The 20,462-nt window shown below is 64.9% G+C and carries 18 protein-coding genes; 7 read left to right on the top strand and 11 right to left on the bottom strand.

All coding sequences use genetic code 11. From position 1 onward, the window contains the following. Positions 1-9: 9 nt before the first annotated feature. Positions 10-1,536: a UxaA family hydrolase gene (locus V1479_RS18720; protein WP_368804275.1), complete on the bottom strand. Its 1,527-nt coding sequence runs from the start codon at positions 1,534-1,536 to the stop codon at positions 10-12. Between the two features lie 124 nt (positions 1,537-1,660). Here V1479_RS18720 and V1479_RS18715 point away from each other — a divergent pair, with 124 nt between their 5' ends. Further along, entirely contained in the window at positions 1,661-1,990 is a 330-nt protein-coding gene (locus tag V1479_RS18715; RefSeq protein WP_368804274.1) for an L-rhamnose mutarotase, read from the top strand. A gap of 21 nt (positions 1,991-2,011) precedes the next feature. Here the strand turns inward: V1479_RS18715 and V1479_RS18710 are convergent, their stop codons facing one another. From V1479_RS18710 to V1479_RS18690, 5 genes are all read right to left on the bottom strand, one after another. Then, positions 2,012-3,409 (bottom strand): TRAP transporter large permease, encoded by a 1,398-nt coding sequence (locus V1479_RS18710; RefSeq protein ID WP_368804273.1) that lies wholly within the window; start codon positions 3,407-3,409, stop codon positions 2,012-2,014. Continuing rightward, entirely contained in the window at positions 3,406-4,044 is a 639-nt protein-coding gene (locus tag V1479_RS18705) for a TRAP transporter small permease subunit (RefSeq protein WP_368804272.1), read from the bottom strand. Before V1479_RS18705 ends, V1479_RS18710 begins: the two co-directional genes overlap by 4 nt. Positions 4,045-4,119: 75 nt before the next feature. Next, positions 4,120-5,163: a TRAP transporter substrate-binding protein gene (locus V1479_RS18700; RefSeq protein WP_173192391.1), complete on the bottom strand. Its 1,044-nt coding sequence runs from the start codon at positions 5,161-5,163 to the stop codon at positions 4,120-4,122. Positions 5,164-5,200: 37 nt separating this feature from the next. After that, on the bottom strand, positions 5,201-6,058 hold the full coding sequence (locus V1479_RS18695) for an isocitrate lyase/PEP mutase family protein (protein WP_368804271.1): 858 nt from the start codon (positions 6,056-6,058) through the stop codon (positions 5,201-5,203). Between the two features lie 18 nt (positions 6,059-6,076). After that, a complete protein-coding gene (locus tag V1479_RS18690) occupies positions 6,077-6,844 on the bottom strand; it encodes an SDR family NAD(P)-dependent oxidoreductase (RefSeq protein WP_368804270.1) in 768 nt (255 codons plus the stop codon). A gap of 181 nt (positions 6,845-7,025) precedes the next feature. Between V1479_RS18690 and V1479_RS18685 the strand changes: the two genes are divergently transcribed. After that, the gene (locus tag V1479_RS18685) at positions 7,026-7,754 is read left to right on the top strand and encodes a GntR family transcriptional regulator (protein ID WP_368804269.1); all 729 of its coding nucleotides are present in this window, start codon (positions 7,026-7,028) and stop codon (positions 7,752-7,754) included. Between the two features lie 25 nt (positions 7,755-7,779). Here V1479_RS18685 and V1479_RS18680 read toward each other — a convergent pair whose 3' ends face one another. Then, a complete protein-coding gene (locus tag V1479_RS18680; RefSeq protein ID WP_368804268.1) occupies positions 7,780-8,937 on the bottom strand; it encodes a fumarylacetoacetate hydrolase family protein in 1,158 nt (385 codons plus the stop codon). A 167-nt stretch (positions 8,938-9,104) separates the two neighbouring features. Between V1479_RS18680 and V1479_RS18675 the strand changes: the two genes are divergently transcribed. From V1479_RS18675 to V1479_RS18665, 3 genes are read left to right on the top strand one after another with little or no spacing between them, the layout of a single operon-like run. Continuing rightward, complete coding sequence (locus V1479_RS18675; RefSeq protein WP_368804267.1) at positions 9,105-9,569, top strand: DUF4126 family protein; 465 nt, start codon at positions 9,105-9,107, stop codon at positions 9,567-9,569. Then, on the top strand, positions 9,566-10,942 hold the full coding sequence (locus V1479_RS18670) for an FAD-containing oxidoreductase (protein ID WP_368804266.1): 1,377 nt from the start codon (positions 9,566-9,568) through the stop codon (positions 10,940-10,942). Before V1479_RS18675 ends, V1479_RS18670 begins: the two co-directional genes overlap by 4 nt. Before the next feature lie 60 nt (positions 10,943-11,002). Then, on the top strand, positions 11,003-11,905 hold the full coding sequence (locus V1479_RS18665; protein ID WP_368804265.1) for a M23 family metallopeptidase: 903 nt from the start codon (positions 11,003-11,005) through the stop codon (positions 11,903-11,905). A 58-nt stretch (positions 11,906-11,963) separates the two neighbouring features. Here V1479_RS18665 and V1479_RS18660 read toward each other — a convergent pair whose 3' ends face one another. Both V1479_RS18660 and V1479_RS18655 read right to left on the bottom strand, forming a co-directional pair. Then, a complete protein-coding gene (locus V1479_RS18660) occupies positions 11,964-12,827 on the bottom strand; it encodes an alpha/beta fold hydrolase (protein ID WP_368804264.1) in 864 nt (287 codons plus the stop codon). Between the two features lie 82 nt (positions 12,828-12,909). Then, a complete protein-coding gene (locus V1479_RS18655) occupies positions 12,910-14,037 on the bottom strand; it encodes a DJ-1/PfpI family protein (protein ID WP_368804263.1) in 1,128 nt (375 codons plus the stop codon). Between the two features lie 94 nt (positions 14,038-14,131). Here V1479_RS18655 and V1479_RS18650 point away from each other — a divergent pair, with 94 nt between their 5' ends. Next, positions 14,132-15,088, top strand: a complete 957-nt coding sequence (locus tag V1479_RS18650) for a GlxA family transcriptional regulator (RefSeq protein ID WP_368804262.1) — start codon at positions 14,132-14,134, stop codon at positions 15,086-15,088. A 20-nt stretch (positions 15,089-15,108) separates the two neighbouring features. On the opposite strand, the gene V1479_RS18645 is transcribed toward V1479_RS18650, so the two are convergent. Both V1479_RS18645 and V1479_RS18640 read right to left on the bottom strand, forming a co-directional pair. Next, positions 15,109-17,397, bottom strand: a complete 2,289-nt coding sequence (locus tag V1479_RS18645; RefSeq protein WP_368804261.1) for an acyl-CoA dehydrogenase — start codon at positions 17,395-17,397, stop codon at positions 15,109-15,111. Positions 17,398-17,477: 80 nt separating this feature from the next. Continuing rightward, the gene (locus tag V1479_RS18640; RefSeq protein WP_368804260.1) at positions 17,478-18,725 is read right to left on the bottom strand and encodes a Zn-dependent hydrolase; all 1,248 of its coding nucleotides are present in this window, start codon (positions 18,723-18,725) and stop codon (positions 17,478-17,480) included. A gap of 139 nt (positions 18,726-18,864) precedes the next feature. On the opposite strand from V1479_RS18640, the gene V1479_RS18635 reads away from it, so the two are divergent. Next, positions 18,865-20,421 carry an ABC transporter substrate-binding protein gene (locus V1479_RS18635; RefSeq protein WP_368804259.1) on the top strand — a complete coding sequence of 519 codons (1,557 nt, stop codon included), beginning with the start codon at positions 18,865-18,867 and terminating at the stop codon, positions 20,419-20,421. Positions 20,422-20,462: the final 41 nt, after the last annotated feature.

Below are 20,462 nucleotides of genomic sequence, written 5' to 3'. Positions count from 1 at the left end.
CGCAAAGCCTTACATGGTCGCGCCGACCGACCAGGGCACGAATTCGCTGTCGCCGTAGCCAAGCTGCTCGGACTTCGTCCGCTCGCCGGAAGCCACAGCAAGAACCCGCTGCAGGATTTCCTCGCCCTTCTGCGCCAGCGAGACCCCGTCGAGGACATCGCCGCAATTGATGTCCATGTCCTCGTTCATCTGCTCGTAGATGTAGGAGTTGGAGGCGAGCTTCAGCGAAGGCGTCGGCTTGCAGCCGAAGGCAGAGCCGCGCCCGGTGGTGAAGCAGAGCACATTCGCACCGCCGGCCACCTGCCCCGTCGCCGAGACCGGGTCGTAGCCGGGCGTATCCATGAATACCAGCCCCTTGGCCGTGATGGGTTCGGCATAGTCGAAGACACCGTTCAGGTTGGTCGAACCGCCCTTGGCAGCAGCCCCCAGTGACTTTTCGAGGATGGTCGTCAGCCCCCCGGCCTTGTTGCCGGGCGACGGGTTGTTGTTCATTTCCATGTTGTGGCGAGCGGTATAGTCCTCCCACCAGCGGATGCGTTCCGCCAGCTTCTCGCCGACCTGCGTGCTTTCGGCCCGGTGCATCAGCAGATGTTCGGCGCCATAGATTTCAGGCGTCTCTGACAGGATCGCGGTGCCCCCTTCGGCGACCAGCAGGTCGACCGCCACGCCCAGCGCCGGATTGGCCGTTATGCCGGAATAGCCGTCCGAGCCGCCGCACTGCAGCGCAAGCATCAGTTCGGAGGCCGGCGCTTCGCTGCGCGTCGCCTCGTTGACGGTCGGCAGCATTTCCTCGATCGCGCGCACGCCGGCTTCCACGGTCTTGCGCGTGCCGCCCACTTCCTGGATCGTCAGCGTGCGGAAGGTCGTGTCCTCATTGAGGCCGTAGGACTGCATCCAGCGCGGGATCTGGAACGCCTCGCAACCGAGGCCCACCATCAGCACCCCGCCGATATTGGGATTGGTCGCGAAGCCCCATTGCGTGCGCTTGAGAAGCTCGTAGGCCTCGCCGTGGGTGTCCAGCCCGCAGCCAGTGCCGTGAACCAGCGAGATCACGCCATCGATGTTTGGATAATCTGCGAGGATGCCGGAGCGCGTCACCTGGTCGGCGATGAAGCGCGCGGCACTCGCCGAACAGTTAACCGATGTCAGCACCGCCACATAGTTGCGTGTGCCGTATTTGCCGTTCGCGCGGCGGAAGCCCTGGAAGGTACGCCTATTCTCCGCCGCCACGAATGCGGTCGGCTTCGTTTCGGTGCCGAACGCGTAGTCGCGGTCGAACGCATGGAGATAGACATTGTGCTCATGCACCCAGCTTCCCGGTGCAATGTCCTCCTTGGCGAAACCGATCACCTGCCCGTACTTGATCACCGCGGCATCGCGGGGGATCGCCTCCACCGCCATCTTGTGGCCGCGCGGCACGCGCTGGGCAACAGTCACACCCGAGATGGTGTCGCCTGCGCTGAAGGGTTCTATCGCCACCACGATGTTGTCGGCATCGGTAAGTCGGAGTGCGCGCGCTGTCGGTGCCGTCAACATGTCGTGGAAATCGCCTGAAAAACGGTGTTGCAACCCAAAGGGAATATAAGAATACTAATATAACAGCCGGTGCCGGTCAAGGCGGCGTTCCGCCCCCCGGTCACCGCGAGAAGGGATGGCGAGAATGCAACGAATGGGTTTCTGCATCGGCCTGAAGGCCGGCGAGATCGAGCGATACCGCGAACTGCACGCGGCCGTCTGGCCGGATGTGCTGGCCGCCATCTCGACAGCCAACATCCGCAACTACTCGATCTTCCTCAAGGAGCCGGAAAACCTGCTCTTCGCCTATTGGGAATATGTCGGCACGGATTTCGAGCGCGACACGGCGATCATGCGCGAAAACCCCGCCATGCAGGAATGGTGGAAGATCTGCGACCCGCTGCAGCAGCCGCTCGAGACCCGTCGCGACGGCGAATGGTGGGCGGCGATGGAGCCCGTCTTCTTCCACCCGTGAATCCGGGCAGGTCTTCCTCTCTTACAACAGGAAGAAGACGATCGCCGGAAACAGTGCCAGTAGCAGCACGCCGAAAAGCTGGATGCCCACAAACGGCATGATCCCGCGATAGATGTCGCCGATCTTGACGGAACGCGGTGCGGCCCCCTTCAGGAAGAACAGCGCGAAGCCGAACGGCGGCGTCAGGAACGACGTCTGCAGGTTGACCGACACCAGAATCGCGAACCAGAGCAGCACCAGCGAACGCTGGTCGGCAGCCGGCAGGTGTTCGATCCCGAGGGCCGGTGCGAAATCGGGCGCGAAGCTGGCGATGATCGGCGCGAAGACGGGCAGGATGATCAGCGTGATCTCCAGCCAGTCGAAGAAGAAGCCGAGCAGGAAGATCACCACCATGAGAAGGAACAGCAGGCTCCAGTGGGTGAGCCCCATCCAGGCGATGAAGTCCAGGATCAGGTCCTCTCCGTAAAGCGCGCGAAAGACGTAGGAAAACGCCGTGGCGCCCGCGAAGATCAGGAAGATCATCGCCGACGTCAGCGCCGTCTGCATGCACACCTTGTCAAGCGATGCCCGGGTCAGCTTGCCGTTGAACCAGGCCAGCAGGATGGCGCCGAACGCGCCGATGCCCGAGGCTTCCGTCGGCGTTGCCCAGCCGGCAAAGATCGAACCGAGCACGAGCGAAATCAGGAAGACGATCGGCAGGAAGCCCTTGACCACCATGCCGATGAGATTGGCAACGCCGATCTCGTCATCGGCACGCTCCACGGGCGGCGCCTTCTCCGGCCTGAAAGCGGCGATGGAGACGATGTAGACACAATAGAGGAAAGCCAGCATCAGGCCGGGCAGTATGGCCGCCAGAAACAGGTCGCCCACCGAGATCGCCATCAGGTCGGCCATCATGACCAGCATGACCGAGGGCGGCAGCAGGATGCCCAGCGTCGCGCTGGCCGCAACCGTGCCCGTGCCGAGGCGCACGTCGTACTTCTGCGCGATCATCGCCGGCAGCGCCATCATGGTCAGCATCACAACCGATGCGCCGATAATGCCGGTCGTCGCCGCGAGGATCGTGCCCAGCAGTGTTACGGCCAGCGCCAGGCCTCCGGGCACCCGGCGCAGCAGGACCTGCAGCACGCGCAGCAGGTTGCTGGCGACCTGGCTCTGCTCGAGCATGATGCCCATGAAGATGAAGCAGGGAACGGCCACCAGGATCTGATTGTTGGCCGCCGTCTGCCACAGCCGCTCCACGAAAAGGTAAAGCTCTGACGTATGCATCACTCCGAGGCCGATGCCGCCCAGCGCGAAAAGCAGGGCAAGCCCGCCAAGCACGAGCCCTACCGGAAAGCCGGTGAACACGCACAGCGCCAGCGCCACGAACATGTAGCCGCCGAGATAGTCGTAGAGATGATTGTAGATCGCGGTCATGGCGAAACTTCACCGGGCTTGGCTTCGTCTGCGGCTTCCGGCGGATGCCCCACCATGTCGAGACGCTGCAGCGCTTCCTGGCGCAGCACAGAAGAACCGAACAGGTAGACGGCGAGCCGCATCAGCGTCGACAGCAGCGACGCCATCAGCAGGGCCGCGCCGATCAGCAAGAAGGATTTGATGATCCAGCGATGGGGCAGCCCGGTCATGGCCGGCGAGCCCTCGCCTTGCAGGAAGGATTTTTCGACGAAGAACCAGGACTGATAGATCAGCACCCCGCAATAGGGGATCGCCAGAACGAGAAGCGCAATCAGCTCCAGCCATCCGCGCCGGCGTTCAGACTGGCGCTCGCGCCAGATGTCGACGCGCACATGCGTGCCGTTGAGATAGGCCAGCCCGTAGGCGAGCAGGAAGATGACGGCGTGCAGATGCCACTCCATCTCCTGCAGCTTCGTCGGAGACAGGAAATCGTAGAGCCAGCTGTTCATCACGAACTGCTGGATGAAGATGATCTTCCGCGTGACGACGTCGTAAACGATGATCAGGATCAGCGGGATGATGAGCCATGAGCCCACGCGCCCGAAAAAGGCGCATATCCGCTCCAGAATGTCGGATGCGGCGAGGAAAGAACGCATCATGTGCTCCAATCGAATGCCGGATCGCGCGCCCGCGGAAGAAGAGGCGCGCCGCTACCGGCGCGCCTCCGACGGTTATTTCAGGTAGGCGCGCTCGCCCCAGACCTTGTAGTTCTCGCGGAACGCCGCAAGGCTTTCCCAGACGCGAGCGGAATCGGCGTTGGCGCCGGTCTCCGCGTCCAGCACCTTCTCCCACGCGGTACGGAATGCGTCGAGCATCTCCTGCGGCCATTCCATGGTCGCCACACCGTCGGCCTCGTTCTGCTGCATGATCTCGTACTGGCCAGCCTCGCCATCGGCAAACTGCTGCACCAGCGCGCTCTCGCAGGTCAGTTCCACAGTGCGCTTCTGGCTGTCGCTCAGCTTGTCCCAGCTATCCTTGTTGATCAGGAGCTCCTGGACGGTGGACTGCTGGTGCCAGCCGGGGAAGTAGTTGAACTTGGCGATCTGGTAGAAGCCCAGCCCGCGATCGATGGACGGGACCGACTGCTCGGCGCCGTCGAGCGTGCCAAGTTCCAGCGCCTGATAGACTTCGCCCGGTGCCAGGAGCTGTGTGGAAACGCCGAATTCCTCCATCACCTTGGCGCCGAGGCCCAGGAAGCGCATCTTGATGCCGCGCAGGTCCTCGAGCGTCTTGATTTCCTTGCGGAACCAGCCACCGCTTTCCGGAGGCAGGATACCGCACGGCAGCATGTGGATGTTGTCACGCGCGTAGAATTCCTGCGCGAGCTCCAGCCCGCCGCCATGGCGAAGCCAGGCGAGCATCTCGCCCGCACCGGGGCCGAACGGCACGGCAGCGAAGAACGCATAGGCCGAGTTCTTGCCGACGTTGAAGCCGGGAGAACCGTAGGCGGCATCGACGGCCCCTTCGGAAACCGCGTCGTAATACTGCGTTCCGGCGACGATCGCGCCCGGCTCGAAGACGCGGATGTCGAAATTGCCGTCGGTCAGCGTTTCGACGTCCTCGGCGATGTTCCACGCGGTCGGGCCGGCAATCGGCATGGCCTGCGCATAGGCGGAGTGAACCCGCCAGCGCACGCGCTCCTGTGCGTCGGCCACCGTGGTCATCCCCACGGCCAGGGCAAGCGCAAGGCCGCCGGCGGCTGCAAAATTCTTCATTTCGAACTCCTCTCTCGTTTCCTCCGGCTGCCCCCGATCAGGCCTGGCCGAACTCCTCTTCGAAGTCATGGAACCGGTCGTAGCCGACCATGCCCATGAACTCGTCATACGTCGCCATGCCCGATGCCGCCGCGATGGTTGTCCCGTCGTTCTTCAGCGTGTCGAGTATGGTTTTCGCCGCCCGTGCGGCGGCAAGCAGGGTCGAAAGCGCGTAGAACACGATGTCGAAACCCATCTCCTGAATGTCGTTGGCCGTCAGTTTCTGGACCTCGTTGCCGTCCATGATGCTGAGAACCTTCCGCCCTGGAACGCCCCGCGCGATGGCCTCGGCCTGCGCGATCGTGCGCACACCGTCCACGAAGACGAGGTCGACGCCCGTCTCCGCATAGAGGTTGGCGCGGCGGACCGCTTCCTCGATCCCTTGGACGCCCAGCGCGTCCGTACGCGCAATCAGCAGCATGTCGGACTTGCCGCGCGCGCTCACCGCGCCCTTGAGCGTGCGAACCTGGCTTTCGGCGGAAACGAGCTGGATGCCCGCGAGCTGGCCGCAGCGCTTCGGCAGTGTCTGGTCCTCGAGATGGATCGCGGCGACACCCACCTGCGCATAATCCTCAACGGTACGCAGCAGGTTGTTGGCGCCGCCATAGCCCGTATCGGCATCGGCAATCACCGGCAGCGAGGTCGCCCTCACCATGCGCCGCGCGTGATCGATCATCTCGCTTTGCGTCATCAGGCCGAGGTCCGGCATGCCCAGCGTGGTGGCGGTCGCGCCGAAGCCGGTCATGTAGACGGCCGGGAAGCCCGCCTGCTCGACGAGACGTGCCGTCAGCACGTCCGACGCGCCCGGCGCCTGGATGAGCCTGCCCGCGGCAAGAAGGTCTTTCAATGTCGGCATCGGAAACTCATGTCTGGATCAGCGGCCGCCAGCCACGTCGAGCACGCTGGCGCTGATGTAGGAGGATGCGGGCGAAAGCAGCCACACGGCCGCCTCCGCCACTTCGGCGGGAGCGCCCAGCCGCTGCAGCGGGATGACATCGGCCAGCGCAGCGACGGCGGCCGGATCGCCCAGCGAATCGAGCTGGATTTCGGTGTCGATGATGCCGGGCGCGAGCGCGTTGACGCGCACATGCGGCGCAAGCTCTTTGGAGAAGGCATGCGTCAGCGTGACGATCGCGCCTTTGGTCGCGGCATAGGCCATATTGCCGACCATGCCGCCGGTGCGGGCCGCAATCGACGCCATCGAGACCACCGAGCGATCCGCAAAGCTGCCTGCGCGCGTTGCAAAGGCGGCGGTGACGTAGAAGACGCTCTTGAGGTTGACCGAAAGGACGCGTTCGAGCTCGCCCGCGTCCAGATCGGCAAGCGTCATGCGCTTTCCGATGATGCCGGCATTGTTGACGAGATGGGCAATACCGCCCCACTGGCTCTGGACGAGATCGGCCGCCGCGTCGACCTGAGCCTTGTCGCTGACGTCCACGACCTGAGTCAGCACACGCTCGCCATGGCGGTCGGCCAGTTCTGCAAGGCGATCCTCGCGAACGTCCCACACGGCAACGCGCGCGCCGGCCGCCACCAGCTTTTCGGTGATCGCGCGGCCGATGCCCGAAGCACCGCCGGTCACAAGAGCCACACGCCCATCGAAAGACGATGCGGACGCGGTCTCGCTGGCTGTTGAAGACATCACCCCTCCCGTTTGCGGCTGGTCAGCCGACGGCGGCGGTATTAGCATATCAGAACTAGTATGCAATCCATTTATGCAATTTGCTCTGGTCAAGGCAGCTTCGGTGCCGCAAAACAGGGCAGGAAACGACGCGGCCGGCCGCTATCGCAACGGCACCGCCGCGCAACGATGTTGGGAACGTATGGCCGCATTCACAATTCCACAGGGGAAATCATCGCTCGCCGTCACCGTCGCGGCCAGCATTCGCGACGCGATCGTCAACGCGAAGTTCAGCTTCGGCGAGGCGCTTTCGGAGGAGAACCTGGCCGCCGCCTTCGAGGTCAGCCGCACGCCGGTGCGCGAGGCCCTCAACCTGCTTCAGCTCGAGGGCCTGGTGTCGATCGTGCCGAAGTCCGGCACCTACGTGTTCACGCCCACGCTGGAGGACATCTCGGAGATCTGCGAATACCGCGCGGTTCTGGAGACCCACGCGGCAGAGCTCGCAGCCCGCGACAATCCTGAGGCCCTGGCTGCAGAGCTGACCGCGCTCGCCGACGAAATGGAGGCGGCGATGAAGGCGCAGGACATCCCGCTCTACGGTCGCCTCGACAGCCGCTATCACGAGGCGTTCTTCGAGAACGCGCGCAACCGCTATCTCGTCATGGGCTTCCAGATGATCATGGGTCGCGTCGCCACGCTGCGGACCCAGCTCGCGCTGCATGCCCGCAACGAGCCCGAACGTTCCTACGGCGATCACCGCCGCATGATCGAGCTCATTCGCAAGGGCGACACGGCCCGGCTGAAACAGGTGCTGCGCGCCCATATCCGCCGTACCCAGGACAACTACATGCAGGCGTTCCAGGCGAACCCGATCCGCCCGCTTACCGCGCGGGAAGCGATGCGCAGGAAGCTTGGCCCGCTGAAATCGTGAGGCGCGGCCTTTCGGCGATCCCGCCTCAGATAAGCCCGGCGCTCGCGAGATCGCGCATGAACCGGCTGGCGCCATAGGTCCACGGCGTGCATTCGGTCGAAAGCTGGACGCGGTTGATCAGCGTCCCGAGCTTCGGCGAGGAAATCTCGACACTATCGCCCGCATGGTGCGTGAACCCCCGGCCCGCTTCGCCGCGATCCTTGGACGGCACGAACATGGTGCCGAGATAGAGCGCCATGCCGTCGGGATACTGATGATGACGGCCCATGGCGGCCGCGACGAGCTCTTCCGGCGCGCGGCTGATCTCCGACATCGAGCTCGACCCTGCCAGCTCGAACCCGTCCTCGCCGCGCACGTGAAGCCGCACCTCCGCCTGCTTCACGTCATCGAGCGAGAACGTGTCGTCGAACAGACGAATGAACGGACCCAGCGCGGCCGACGCGTTGTTGTCTTTCGCCTTGCCGAGCAGCAGCGCCGAGCGCCCTTCCACATCGCGCAGGTTGACGTCGTTCCCCAGTGTCGCGCCGACGATGCGGCCCTCACTGGAAGCGATGACCGCCACCTCCGGCTCGGGATTGTTCCAGGTCGAAACCGGATGCAGCCCCACATCGGCGCCGAAGCCAACCGAAGCGAGCGGCTGGCATTTTGTGAAGATTTCAGCATCTGGCCCGATGCCCACCTCGAGATATTGCGACCACGCGCCCCGTTCGATCAGGTGCTGCTTGATCGCCATCGCCTCCGGTGAACCGGGCTTGAGCTTCGACAGGTCGTGCCCGATATGTTGCGCGATGTCGGCGCGGATCGCATCCGCCTTGTCCGCATCGCCGCGCGCCTGTTCCTCGATCACGCGCTCCAGCAGCGACACGACAAAGGTGACGCCCGAAGCCTTCACCGCCTGCAGGTCCACAGGCGACAGCAGGTGCGGCCTCGCCTCGTCCCTCGCCGCCTGGTGGCTATTGGCTTCGATCTCTGCGACAGGCCCAAGCGAGCGGCCAACGCACGATGCCACATACCCAACCGGATCGGCCATCTCGCAGATGTCGCGCACGGTGGGCGCATCCCGCGATGTGATGTCGTGCACCTCCCCGTCGCGAACGGTCACGACCAGCGGATGAGCACGGTCGGCGACGCGGGCGCGGCCGACAAGCGTGCCTTCGCCGGGTGTGGCTGTTGTTGTGCTCACGAAATCCCCTCCTCCTGCTGATGAAGCGCGCGCACTATTGCCTTTTTGATTGCCAAGGCAAAGGGCCATAGCGGATTTGCGGCAAGGTTCCCGCCGATCGCAATCGGCATTGCGCTTGTGGCTGGATGTGCCAGACTTGCTCGTCACCAGCAAGGAAGCACACCGCCATGAGCCTCTATCTGCTTGCCCTGCTCGCGGGCATCGTCACCGGCCTGCGCACGGCAATGGCGCTGGCGGCTTTGAGTTGGGCCGCCTATGTCGGCGTGCTGCCGCTCGGCGGTAGCTGGCTCGGCTGGCTTGGCCATTGGCCGACGCCCTGGCTTCTCACCGCTGCGGCGGCTCTCGAACTTGTCGGCGACAAGCTGCCATCGACGCCCAGCCGCAAGGTGCCGCCGCAGTTCGGCGCACGCCTGCTGGTCGGTGCGCTGTGCGGCGCTGCCGTCGGCCTGCCTGCAGGCGCATGGATCGGCGGCTTGCTCGCCGGCCTCGTCGGCGCGGCGATCGGCACGCTGGGCGGCGCGGCGGCCCGCGCCCGCCTCGCCGCGCTGTTCGGGCGCGACCTGCCCGCAGCACTTGTCGAGGACGCGGTCGCGATCGTTGCCGCACTTCTTCTTTTGGGAATTCTCAGGTGACCACCAGCTACGACGCCATCATCGTCGGCGCCGGCCAGGCAGGCCCCTCGCTTGCTGTCCGCCTCGCCGGTTCCGGCATGAAGGTGGCGCTCGTCGAGCGCAAGCTCATCGGTGGCACCTGCGTCAACACCGGCTGCACCCCCACCAAGGCCATGGTCGCGAGCGCCTATGCTGCTCACATGGCCCGTCGCGCCGGCGACTACGGCGTTCGCGGCGTCGGAGAAATCACCGTCGACATGAACGCCGTGAAGGCGCGCAAGGACGCGATCGTCGAAGCCTCGCGCAACGGCCTCGTCGAATGGCTGCAGGGCACGGAAAACCTCACCTTGATCGAGGGCCACGCCCGCTTCACCTCCTCCAACGAACTCACTGTTGCGGACAACCGGATCGCGGCCCAGCGCATCTTCCTCAACGTCGGCGGGCGCGCCACTGTGCCCGTTTATCCGGGCACCGAGGAGATCGGCTATCTCACCAATTCGACCATCCTCGACCTCGATGAATTGCCGGCCCACCTCGTGATCGTGGGCGGCGGCTATATCGGTCTCGAATTCGCGCAGATGTTCCGCCGCTTCGGTGCGGAGGTCACCGTGGTCGAGCGCGGCGCGCGGCTGCTTCCCCGCGAAGACGAGGATGTCGCGCAGGCCATCCACGACATGCTGGTCGACGAAGGCGTAGCCATCCGCCTGAACGCCGATTGCATCTCGTTCGAGCGGCGTGGAGACAGCAAGGTCGTGGGCGTGAGCTGCACGCAGGGCGAGCCCGAAGTCGTTGGCAGCCACGTTCTGCTCGCCATCGGCCGTACGCCCAACACCGACGATCTCGGTCTCGATGCCGCGGGCGTCGAATGCGACAAGCGCGGCTACGTCACCGTGGACGACGAACTGCGTACCAGCGTGCCCGGCATCTGGGCGCTGGGCGACTGCAACGGCAAAGGCGCGTTCACCCACACCGCCTACAACGACTTCGAGATCGCGGCGGAAAACCTGCTCGACAATGCCGGCCGCAAGGTCTCCGACCGGCAGACCGCCTACGCGCTCTACACGGACCCGCCCCTCGGCCGCGTCGGTATAAGCGAGACCGAGGCACGCCGTGCCGGTCACTCCATTCTCGTCGGCAAGCGGCCGATGACCCGCGTCTCCCGCGCCAGAGAGAAGGGCGAGACCGTCGGCCTGATGAAGATCGTCAGCGACGCTGCAACCGGCAAGCTGCTCGGCGCAGCGATCCTCGGCGTCGGCGGCGACGAGGCCGTGCACGCCGTGCTCGATCTCATCCATGTCGGCGCGACGGCGGAAACGCTGCGGCGGGCCGTCCACATTCATCCCACCGTGGCCGAACTGCTGCCGACGCTGGTGGCGGAACAGAAGCCGGCCTGACGCGCAAATTCGCCCCATCTCTGGCGGGAACGACACCATGTCGTCTAGCGTTGGCGCCGCATGATTCTCGTTGTCGTCATTCTTCTTGCCGTCTGCATCGGCATACCTTTGGCCTATGCTTGGCGCATCTGGCGCCTGTCGGAACGCTCCCGCGTTGCATGGCTGCTCGTGGTCGCCGACTCTGCCGTCTTCGTGGCGCTCGTGATGCTTGTCGGCCGATGGGATATTGCCGGCTACTATACACGCTTCGTGCTGCTGGCCCTGCTGGCGGTGGCCGTTGTTCTTTCATTGCTGCGCCATGCGCGCCTGCCCTGGTTGCCGGCTGACGGCGCTTCGGTCTGGCGCCAGCACTGGCCCACGGCCGGCTCGTTGGCGCTGTTCGGCGCAGCGCTGGTCTACGTGCTTCTGGGCCTGCGGACGCCGGCCGACACGCGAAACCTGGCCTTTCCGTTGCAGGGTGGCACCTTTGTCGTCGGGCAAGGCGGCGGCATCGCACTGTTGAACCACCATGCCAGCCATCGCGAGCAGCGCTACGCCGCCGACATCACCGCGATCGGCCCCGCCGGCTTCCGTGCCAGTGGCATCCTGCCCCGGGACGTTGCCAGCTACGAGATTTTTGATGCTTTGGTCGCGAGCCCTTGCGAAGGCACAGTGCTGGCTGCCGTCGACGGCTTGCCCGACCTCCCGCCGCCCGAAAGAGACGGAGACAACGCGGCAGGCAATCACGTCGTGCTCGACTGCGACGACATCGAAGTCGAGATCGCGCATTTGCGGGAGGGCTCGGTGGCCGTCGAAACCGGCGACACCCTGGTGGTGGGCGAGCCTATCGGCCGCGTCGGCAATTCCGGCAACACGACCGAGCCTCACCTTCATATCCACGCGGTCGATCCGCAAACACGAACTGGCGTCGCCGTCACCTTCGACGGGCGCTTCCCAGTCCGCAATCGCATCTACCGCAACTGAAAACGGGCGACCGTCGCCGGCCGCCCGTCATAGTTCAGCACGCTTGTCTGCCCGCGTCTTACTCGAACATGCCCTTCGGCGTTTCACCGTTCAGGAAGGATTCGATGTAGGTGTTCAACAGGTCCACCTGCCCGATGACCGCGGTATGCGAGGTCGCAGGCAGCACCGCGAGACGCGATTCCGGCAGCGGCTCGCCCATGTCGCCCATGGCCCCGCCGCCCAGCAGCCGGAACATCGCCACCGCGTGCTCGAGCGTCATGTAGTCGGCATCGCCGGCAATGATCAGCACCGGGGTCTTCAGCGCCTTCACGTCTTCTTCCCAGTCGAGCGGCTCGTGCTCGAGCTGGATCAGCTTCTCCACCAGAGCCGGAAAGCCGTCGGGATCAGCCGCAAGCTCCTTGTACTGCTCGGCAAACGGCATCTCGACGAACATCTCTACGGTCATGTGCGGGATGAAATCGCGAAAAGCCTTCTGCGTGCCTTCGATGTCGTAGGCAACGGAAGCGGCCGCCAGCTTGTTCACCTTCTCCGGATGCCGAATGGCAAGCTGCAGGCCGGCAGCGGCCCCCATCGAATAACCGAACACATCGGCCTTCTCGATACCGACGGCATCCATGAAGGCGGCCACGTCGTCGGCGAGGTTCGGATAGGTGATCGGCCGGTCTATGTCGGTCGTGCGGCCGTGCCCCTGGAACTCCAGCGCGTAAACCTTGTGGGTCTCGGCCAGCTTGCCGACAATGCCGCCCATCGACGGGATGTTCATATAGGCGCCGTGAAGCACGACCAGCGGGTCACCCTCGCCGGACACCTCATAATACATCTGCATGCCATTGACCTCGACGCGGTCACCCACCGGCTCGGTCTGTGCGAAGGCGGGGCCGGTCATCAGCATGATGGCTGCGGCAAAAGTGGTGCGGAACATGGTCGTCTCCTCGGATATTCGGTTTGGCTGCCACTAGGACGCACGACGCAACCACCTCCCGACATTCGGCCTCGAATTTTTTCTAGCGGGGATATTCGAGCTCCATGGCAACCACGTCGGTCGTGCGTCGGCCATAGCGCTGCTCGATCGCCTGCAAGGTTGCATCGAGCACCTGCGCAGGCTTCGCATCCGCGAAATCGGCGATCCGCTCATCTCCTCGCCAGCTTCCTGAGCGGTCGGGCACGATTCGTGCGCCGTTTTTGCTCGTGATCGGCCCCTCGGCAAAGGTCAGCGCTTTCGAACGGTAGGTCCGCGACCACGCATCGGCAACCAGCGCCAGCGAAACCTCGTCCATACCCTCTTCCAGCGCAATGGCGAGCTGCTCGCGGGTCCAGAACGTGGCGCTGTTGCCGATCACGGTCCGGGCGAAGCTGCGGTTGAAACGGAAGGCACCGCTGGCATGGCGCGCGTCCCACGTATCGACGCCGAGACCGCGCGCGACTTCCACGGCCTTGTCCCGCCCGGCAATGGCCTCGATCAGCGTCAGCATCATCGGCATGGACGCTGTGATGCCGGTCGTCGTCGCCACGTTCCCATCGACAACGAAGCGCCGGTTGGCCACGTGTTCGATGGTCGGGCTGCGCTTGAGCAGTTCGGTGAGATAATACCAGTGCGTGGTGGCCTGCCGCCCGTCGAGCAGCCCGGCCGCCCCCACCACCTTGGCCCCGACGCAGACGCCGACGACGATCGCGCCCTTGGACGACTGGCCCCTGATCCAGTCGAGTGCGGCCGGGTCGTCGTCGCGGCTCATCGCCGGTACGATCACATAGTCCGCACCCTCGGGATATTGTGCGTCGAACGCCGCGATCGTCGTGTCCGGTTCCACCGTCAGCGCCGGATAGAGCGAAACCGGCCCCTCCTGCGTCGCCACCAGCAATACGTCCGCTATGTCCGCGCGACGCAGGATGCCGTAGGGCATCAGATAGTCGGTGGTCTCGGTGGCGTCGTTGATACCGATGATCGCGATCACCGGTCGCTCACGCTTGGGTGGCTTCAGCGCCGCCAGCATCGCCTGCGTTTCCTCGGGCGGCACCGCCGACGCCGCCATGGCGGGCGGGGCCGGTGGCAGGCTGTAGAGCCATCCCAGCCACCCTGCCGCTGCAACGGCAACCAAGCCCAACACGCCCAGCGAAATCATCTTCACGCTCATCCTGCGTCTCCATCATCGCAAACCGCGAAACTTGACGCCAATTCTACTGCTGCTACGATTTGGCCGAAATGACATAAATCAGGCAAAAACTGCCATGAGCCGAGCCGTTGCCATCATCCTCCATCCCGGCTTCCAGATGCTGGACGTCACCGGGCCAATCGCCGCCTTCGAGATCGCCAACCGCTTTCGCCCCGGCAGCTACACGCTGACCGTGCTCGCGCCGGAAGGTGGCGGCCGGGTGCCAAGCTCCTCCGGGCTCGATCTCGACGCCGCGCCGCTCGACAACCGCGAGTACGACACGGTTCTGGTTTCGGGCGGCGAAATCATAAGGTCGATGTCAGGGATGCAGGAGATCGTCGGCTGGCTGCCGCAGGCAAAGGCGCGCCGCATCGCAAGCGTCTGCTCCGGCGCCTTCTTCCTGGCCGAAGCGGGCCTGCTCGAGGGCCGTCGCGCGACAACGCACTGGGAAAGCACCGACCATTTTGCACGCCGCTACCCGAACATCCGGCTGGACGCGGAACGCATCTTCATCCGCGACGGCGAGGTCTGGACGTCCGCCGGCATCTCGGCCGGGATCGACCTGACGCTTGCCCTCATCGAGGATGATCTGGGATCGGACATTTCCCGCCGCATCGCCCAGCAGCTTGTGGTGCATCAGAGGCGGCCGGGCGGCCAATCGCAGTTCTCCGCGATTGTCGAGCTGGGTGGGCGCAGCGGCCGCTTCGCCGCGCTGATCGACTGGATGCGCGCACATATCGCCGAACCTTTGACGGTGGAGCGTCTTGCGGACCGCGCCGCGATGAGTCCGCGCAATTTCGCGCGGGCTTTTACTGCCGAGACCGGCACGACGCCGGCCAAGGCCGTCGAGCGGCTACGGCTGGAAACCGCGAGAACGGCGGTGGAATCGAGCGCGCGCCCGCTCGATGAGATTGCCGTATCGGCCGGCTTCGGCGATCCCGGACGCATGCGTCGCGCCTTCGTGCGGCAGTTCGGCCTGCCGCCGCATTCGATGCGCCGCGCCGCGCGCCAGATGCCCCAAACCGGCCAATAACGCCGACGAAGGGCCGAAGGCTATTCGGCCGCGAGCCGCCGCGGCTTTGCCGCACGCGTCCGCTTCGGCGCCGGCTTTCGATGCTGGTCGGCCAGCGGCGAAACCTCTTCCATCGGCCACGCATCCACGGCCACGACGCGCTGAACCAGCTCGGCGGCCTCAGCCAGCCGCCCAAACTCCGCCGCGTCGATGACGCCACGCTCGCGTGCTTCCTCGGGGTCGCGGATTTCAGCAGTCCGCATCTTCTTTTCGATCGGCTCCACGTCCATAACCGCCTGAAATGCGCGTTCCAGATCCTTGAGCGCGTGGGTTTCGTGACCTTCGCCAAGATAGAGGTTCGGCGTCAGGCGATCACGCTGCTCCGATGGCGCCATCATCGTCTCGGCGACCTTGTCCGTCAGCCTGTCGGACGGCGCGCGATAGGAAATGCCGAACGGGAACGCGATGATGCGCGTCACCCACGCCGCCCACCGCGCTGGCAGATTGTCGAGCACGCCATCGAACGCCGCGCAGATGCGCTCCTCGCCATTCACCATGATGTAGTCGACGATGGGACGGTCGATCTTCTGCCGGCCCTCGTCTTCGTAACGCTTCAGCACCGCGCCCAGCAGATACAGCTCCGACAGGATGTCGCCGAGCCGAGCCGAGATCAGTTCCTTGCGCTTCAGCGCGCCGCCCATCGTGAGCAGCGCCAGATCGGAGATCAAAGCGAAGGCCGAGGCATAGCGCGAAAGCCGCTGCCAGTGATGCGGCATGCCCACATCCTTCGGCGACGGCGCAAACAGCGCGCCCGACCAGCCGCGCAGGAATGCACGTCCGGAATTGGCGATCGAATGGCCCGCATGCGCCCAGAAGCTCCGGTCGAATGCGTCGAGGCCCTTGTCCTTGTCGGCCTCCGAAAGCGCCTCCAGTTCCCTCAGCATGTAGGGATGCGAGCGGATCGCGCCCTGGCCGAAGATCATCAGATTGCGTGTGAGGATGTTCGCGCCTTCGACCGTAATGCCGATCGGCACGGACCGATACTGCCCGCCCATATAGTTGCGCGGGCCGTCGATGATCGCCTTGCCGCCATGGATGTCCATCGCCTTTTCGATCGACTGCCGCATGCGCTCGGTGGCGTGATATTTCATGATCGCCGAAATCACCGACGGCTTCTCGCCCCGGTCGAGCGCGGCCACCGTCAGCCGCCGCGCGGCGTCGATGAGATACGCGTTTGCCGCAAGGTCGGCGAGATGCCGGCGGATGCCCTCGAACATGCCGATCGGCACGTTGAACTGGCGTCGCACGCGCGCATAGGCGCCGGTCGCCCGCGCGCACATTGCCGCCGAGGCTGCCGACTGCGAGGGCAGCGAAATCCCGCGTCCCGCCGCCAGCGCCGTCATCAGCATCTTCCAGCCTTGCCCGACCTGTTCCTGGCCGCCGAGAATCCAGTCGAGCGGGATGAAGACGTCCTTGCCGTAGAGCGGACCGTTCTGGAAATGGGTGAACTGAGGGATATGGCGCTCGCCATGGCTCACGCCCGGCGTCGCTGTCGGCAGCAGGGCAACGGTGATGCCGCGCTCTTTCTCGCCGCCGAGCAGCCCATCGGGATCGTGGAGCTTGAAGGCCAGCCCCATCACGGTCGCGACCGGCCCCAGCGTGATGTAGCGCTTGTGGAAGTTCAGGCGGATGCCGAGCACCTTGCGGCCCTCGTGCTTTCCGTATTCCACGATGCCGCTGTCCGTCATCGCGGCCGCATCCGAGCCCGCATCCTCCGATGTCAGCCCGAAACAGGGAATCTCGGAGCCGTCTGCCAGCCTTGGCAGCCAGTGGTCCTTCTGCGCCTCGGTGCCGAAATGCATCAGCAGTTCGCCCGGCCCGAGCGAATTCGGCACCATGACGGTCACGCCGGCCACCACGCTTGCCGACGAGATGGTCCGCACCACCTCGGAATGCATCGTGTTGGAGAAGCCGAGCCCGCCATATTTCTCCGGGATGATCATGCCGAAGAACTTGTTCTGGCGCATGAAATCCCAGACGTCTGGCGGCAGGTCGCGGTCCTGCCAGGCGATCTTCCAGTCGTCGATCATGGAACAGAGTTCGCGCACCGGGCCGTCCATGAACGCCTGTTCGCGCGCCGAGAGCGCTGCGGGCGGCATGTCGAGCAGCTTCTGCCAGTCCGGATTGCCGGTGAAAAGTTCGCCGTCCCACCAGACCGTACCGGCGTCAATCGCCTCGCGCTCGGTGTCGGAAATCGGCGGCAGCACGCCGCCGGCCCAACGGAAAATGGGCCGGGTCAGATAGTCCCTGCGGAATTCTCGGATACCCATGTCGCTCCCTTCGCTCAGTTTGCCAATGCGGAAACCGCCCGAAAGTTCCCGCGCGGCGGCCTAACGCTGCCTCGATGCGATCATTCGCATGCCAGTCGAACGGCGGCGGCCAGCATCAGCCGCGCCCCGGCGACCGCCGCATCCCAGTCGGTCCACTCGTCCGGCGCATGGCTCACCCCGCCTCGGCTGGGCACGAAAATCAGGCCCGCCGGTGCCAGCGCCTGCATCGTCTGGGCGTCGTGCCCCGCACCCGAGGGCATCACCATCGACGGCAATGCCAGAGCCTTCGCCTCCTTGCGCAAGAGATCCGCAAGTCCCGCATCAAGCATGACCGGTTCGATGCGGCTGCGTTCCACGATCTCATGGGCCAGCCCGTGACGTCCCGCCACCGCGGCGATGCGATCGCGCAGACCATCACACAGCCGGTCCATCGCAACGCTTTCCGCATCCCGAACGATGATTGAGAACAGCGCCTCCCCCGGGATCGTATGCGGGAAGTTCGGGCTCAGTTCCACCTTGCCAATGGTGATGCGCGATTGGTCAGTCCCCCGCCCTGCGATGAGACCTGGTATCGCTGTAGCGATCTCGGCCAGCCCGGCGAAGGCGTCGGCGCGCATGTCCATCGGCGTGGTGCCGGAGTGGTTGGCAACGCCGCGTAGCGTCACGCCCAGATGCACGACACCCGAAACGCGGTCGGCGATGCCGACGGGAATCGACGCCCGCTCGAGCACCGGCCCCTGCTCGACATGCAGTTCCAGAAACGCCCTGACCGAATTCGCCGGCCGCGCCGACGCCATAACGCCAGCCGGGTCGAGGTTGTGGCTCGCCAACGCATCGGCGAGACGCACGCCGTCGGCATCGGCCGCCGTCCCAAGCCATTCCTGCGTCGTCAGCCCGGCCAGCGCCTGCGAGCCCAGCATGCCGCCGAAGCGACCCTCCTCCTCGCTGGTGGCGATCACCTCGACGGGGTGGACGAGCGGCACCTCCGCGTCGCGCATCGCAAGCGCGCATTCGAGCGCGACGGCAACCCCGAGCGCGCCATCGAACGCTCCGCCTGAAGGCACCGTGTCGAGGTGCGAGCCCAGCATCACGCAAGGCTCGCCTTCCGGCCCCAACCGTCCGGATACGTTCGCCGCGCCATCCATCGATACACGAAGCCCCTCCCCCTGCATACGTGCGGCAAACCAGCGGCGCACCGCCATATCCTCGTCCGACAGACCGGGGCGATTCCAGCCCGGCATATCCGTAACGCGCCCGAAATCGTTGATTGCGTCGAAGATCGTCTTCATCCGCCGGCCGTCGATTTCCGCCCGTCTTTCGCCTGCCACCGGATCCTCCCTTGCTTCGCGCCGCACTTTCCACCGCTTCGAAGGCTGCAGTTAATTTATATGTATAAATCATTGCCTGCCGCAAATTATAGTGATTAATTATCGCAATAACGCAGCGGAACGACGAACGGAGATACCCATGAGACGCGTACTTGCCGCCTTGGCGGCCGCATGCGCATTGGCAATCGCGCCAGCCGCCTTCGCCCAGACACCACCCAATGTGATCGTGGTCGGACAGATCGCCGAGCCACAGTCGCTCGACCCGCACGCTGTGACGGCGGTCAACGACTTCCGCATTCTCGTGAATGTCTATGATGGCCTTGTGCGTTTCGCCGACGGCTCGCTCGAAGTGGAGCCTTCACTCGCAGAGAGCTGGGAGATTTCCGAAGACGGGCTCACCTACATCTTCAAGCTTCGCGAAGGCGTCACCTTCCATGACGGCACGCCGTTCAACGCCGAGGCGGTGAAGTTCAACTTCGAACGCATGCTCGACGAGGAGCATCCCTTCCACGACACCGGCCCTTTCCCGCTGGCCTTCTTCTTCTCGGCGGTCGATGAGGTGACGGCGGTTGACGACACGACGGTCGAGTTCAAGCTGAACGAGCCGTTCGCGCCGTTCCTGTCCAACCTCGCCTACCCGACCGGCCTGATCGTCTCGCCGGCTGCCGTCGAGGCAAGCGGCAAGGATTACGGGCGCAACCCGGTCGGTACCGGCGCCTACAAATTCGAGGAATGGCAGGGCAACCAGCGCGTTGTCGTGACCCGCAACGAGGATTACTGGGACGGCGCCCCGGCGCCGGAAGCCATCGTCTTCCGTCCGATCACCGATGCCAACACCCGCGTTGCCGAGATGCTGTCGGGCGGGCTCGACATCATGGTCGAGGTGCCGCCGGATTCGGTCGCCCAGTTCCGCGACGCGCCCGACTTCCAGGTGCATGAGCAGGCCGGCCCGCACGTCTGGTTCCTCATCCTCAACATGAAGGAAGGCCCCTTCGCGGAGAAGGGCGTGCGCCAGGCGGCCAACTACGCGATCAACAAGGAATCGCTGGTCACCGACGTGTTGCAGGGCACCGCCGAGGTCGCGGCAGGCCCGACCCCGCCGGCCTTCGCATGGGCCTACAACGAGGAGGTGCAGCCTTACCCCTACGATCCAGACAAGGCGCGCGAACTGCTTGCCGAGGCCGGCTATGACGGCGAGGAGATCACCTTCTACGTCACCGAGGGCGGCTCCGGCATGCTCGATCCGGTCGCCATGGGCACCGCCATCCAGGCCGATCTCGCCGCCGTGGGCATGAACGTCAAGATCGAGACCTATGAGTGGAATACCTTCCTCGGACAGGTGAATCCCGGCCTCGAAGGCAAGGCCGACATGGCCGAGATGGCGTGGATGACCAACGATCCCGACACCTTGCCCTTCCTGACGCTGCGCACGGCTGCCTTCCCGTCGGAAGGCGGCTTCAACTCCGGCTACTACTCTAACGTGGAGGTCGACGAACTGCTCAATCAGGCCCGCGTTTCGACCGAACCGGAGGAGCGTGCGACGCTTTACAAGCAGATGCAGGAGATCGTGCACGAGGATGCCCCGTGGGTGTTCGTCGCCAACTGGGTGCAGGGCGCAGTCACGACGGCCAATGTCGAAGGCTTCAGCCTGCAGCCCTCGTTCTTCCTGATGCTTCAGGACGTGTCGAAGAACTAAGTGCCAGCCTGCCCGCGCATCCGGCGCGGGTGGGCTCACCT

Origin of the sequence: Neoaquamicrobium sediminum (assembly GCF_040970315.1) — a bacterium.
Taxonomy (GTDB): domain Bacteria; phylum Pseudomonadota; class Alphaproteobacteria; order Rhizobiales; family Rhizobiaceae; genus Aerobium; species Aerobium sediminum.
This window is presented reverse-complemented; position numbering and strand designations above follow the sequence as displayed.

What these genes read in the sequence shown, in the direction of transcription:
- V1479_RS18720 (WP_368804275.1), bottom strand. Translation starts at nt 1,536, where the DNA reads ATGTTGACGGCACCGACAGCGCGCGCACTCCGACTTACCGATGCCGAC.
- V1479_RS18715 (WP_368804274.1), top strand. Translation starts at nt 1,661, where the DNA reads ATGCAACGAATGGGTTTCTGCATCGGCCTGAAGGCCGGCGAGATCGAG.
- V1479_RS18710 (WP_368804273.1), bottom strand. Translation starts at nt 3,409, where the DNA reads ATGACCGCGATCTACAATCATCTCTACGACTATCTCGGCGGCTACATG.
- V1479_RS18705 (WP_368804272.1), bottom strand. Translation starts at nt 4,044, where the DNA reads ATGCGTTCTTTCCTCGCCGCATCCGACATTCTGGAGCGGATATGCGCC.
- V1479_RS18700 (WP_173192391.1), bottom strand. Translation starts at nt 5,163, where the DNA reads ATGAAGAATTTTGCAGCCGCCGGCGGCCTTGCGCTTGCCCTGGCCGTG.
- V1479_RS18695 (WP_368804271.1), bottom strand. Translation starts at nt 6,058, where the DNA reads ATGCCGACATTGAAAGACCTTCTTGCCGCGGGCAGGCTCATCCAGGCG.
- V1479_RS18690 (WP_368804270.1), bottom strand. Translation starts at nt 6,844, where the DNA reads ATGTCTTCAACAGCCAGCGAGACCGCGTCCGCATCGTCTTTCGATGGG.
- V1479_RS18685 (WP_368804269.1), top strand. Translation starts at nt 7,026, where the DNA reads ATGGCCGCATTCACAATTCCACAGGGGAAATCATCGCTCGCCGTCACC.
- V1479_RS18675 (WP_368804267.1), top strand. Translation starts at nt 9,105, where the DNA reads ATGAGCCTCTATCTGCTTGCCCTGCTCGCGGGCATCGTCACCGGCCTG.
- V1479_RS18665 (WP_368804265.1), top strand. Translation starts at nt 11,003, where the DNA reads ATGATTCTCGTTGTCGTCATTCTTCTTGCCGTCTGCATCGGCATACCT.
- V1479_RS18660 (WP_368804264.1), bottom strand. Translation starts at nt 12,827, where the DNA reads ATGTTCCGCACCACTTTTGCCGCAGCCATCATGCTGATGACCGGCCCC.
- V1479_RS18655 (WP_368804263.1), bottom strand. Translation starts at nt 14,037, where the DNA reads ATGAGCGTGAAGATGATTTCGCTGGGCGTGTTGGGCTTGGTTGCCGTT.
- V1479_RS18650 (WP_368804262.1), top strand. Translation starts at nt 14,132, where the DNA reads ATGAGCCGAGCCGTTGCCATCATCCTCCATCCCGGCTTCCAGATGCTG.
- V1479_RS18645 (WP_368804261.1), bottom strand. Translation starts at nt 17,397, where the DNA reads ATGGGTATCCGAGAATTCCGCAGGGACTATCTGACCCGGCCCATTTTC.
- V1479_RS18635 (WP_368804259.1), top strand. Translation starts at nt 18,865, where the DNA reads ATGAGACGCGTACTTGCCGCCTTGGCGGCCGCATGCGCATTGGCAATC.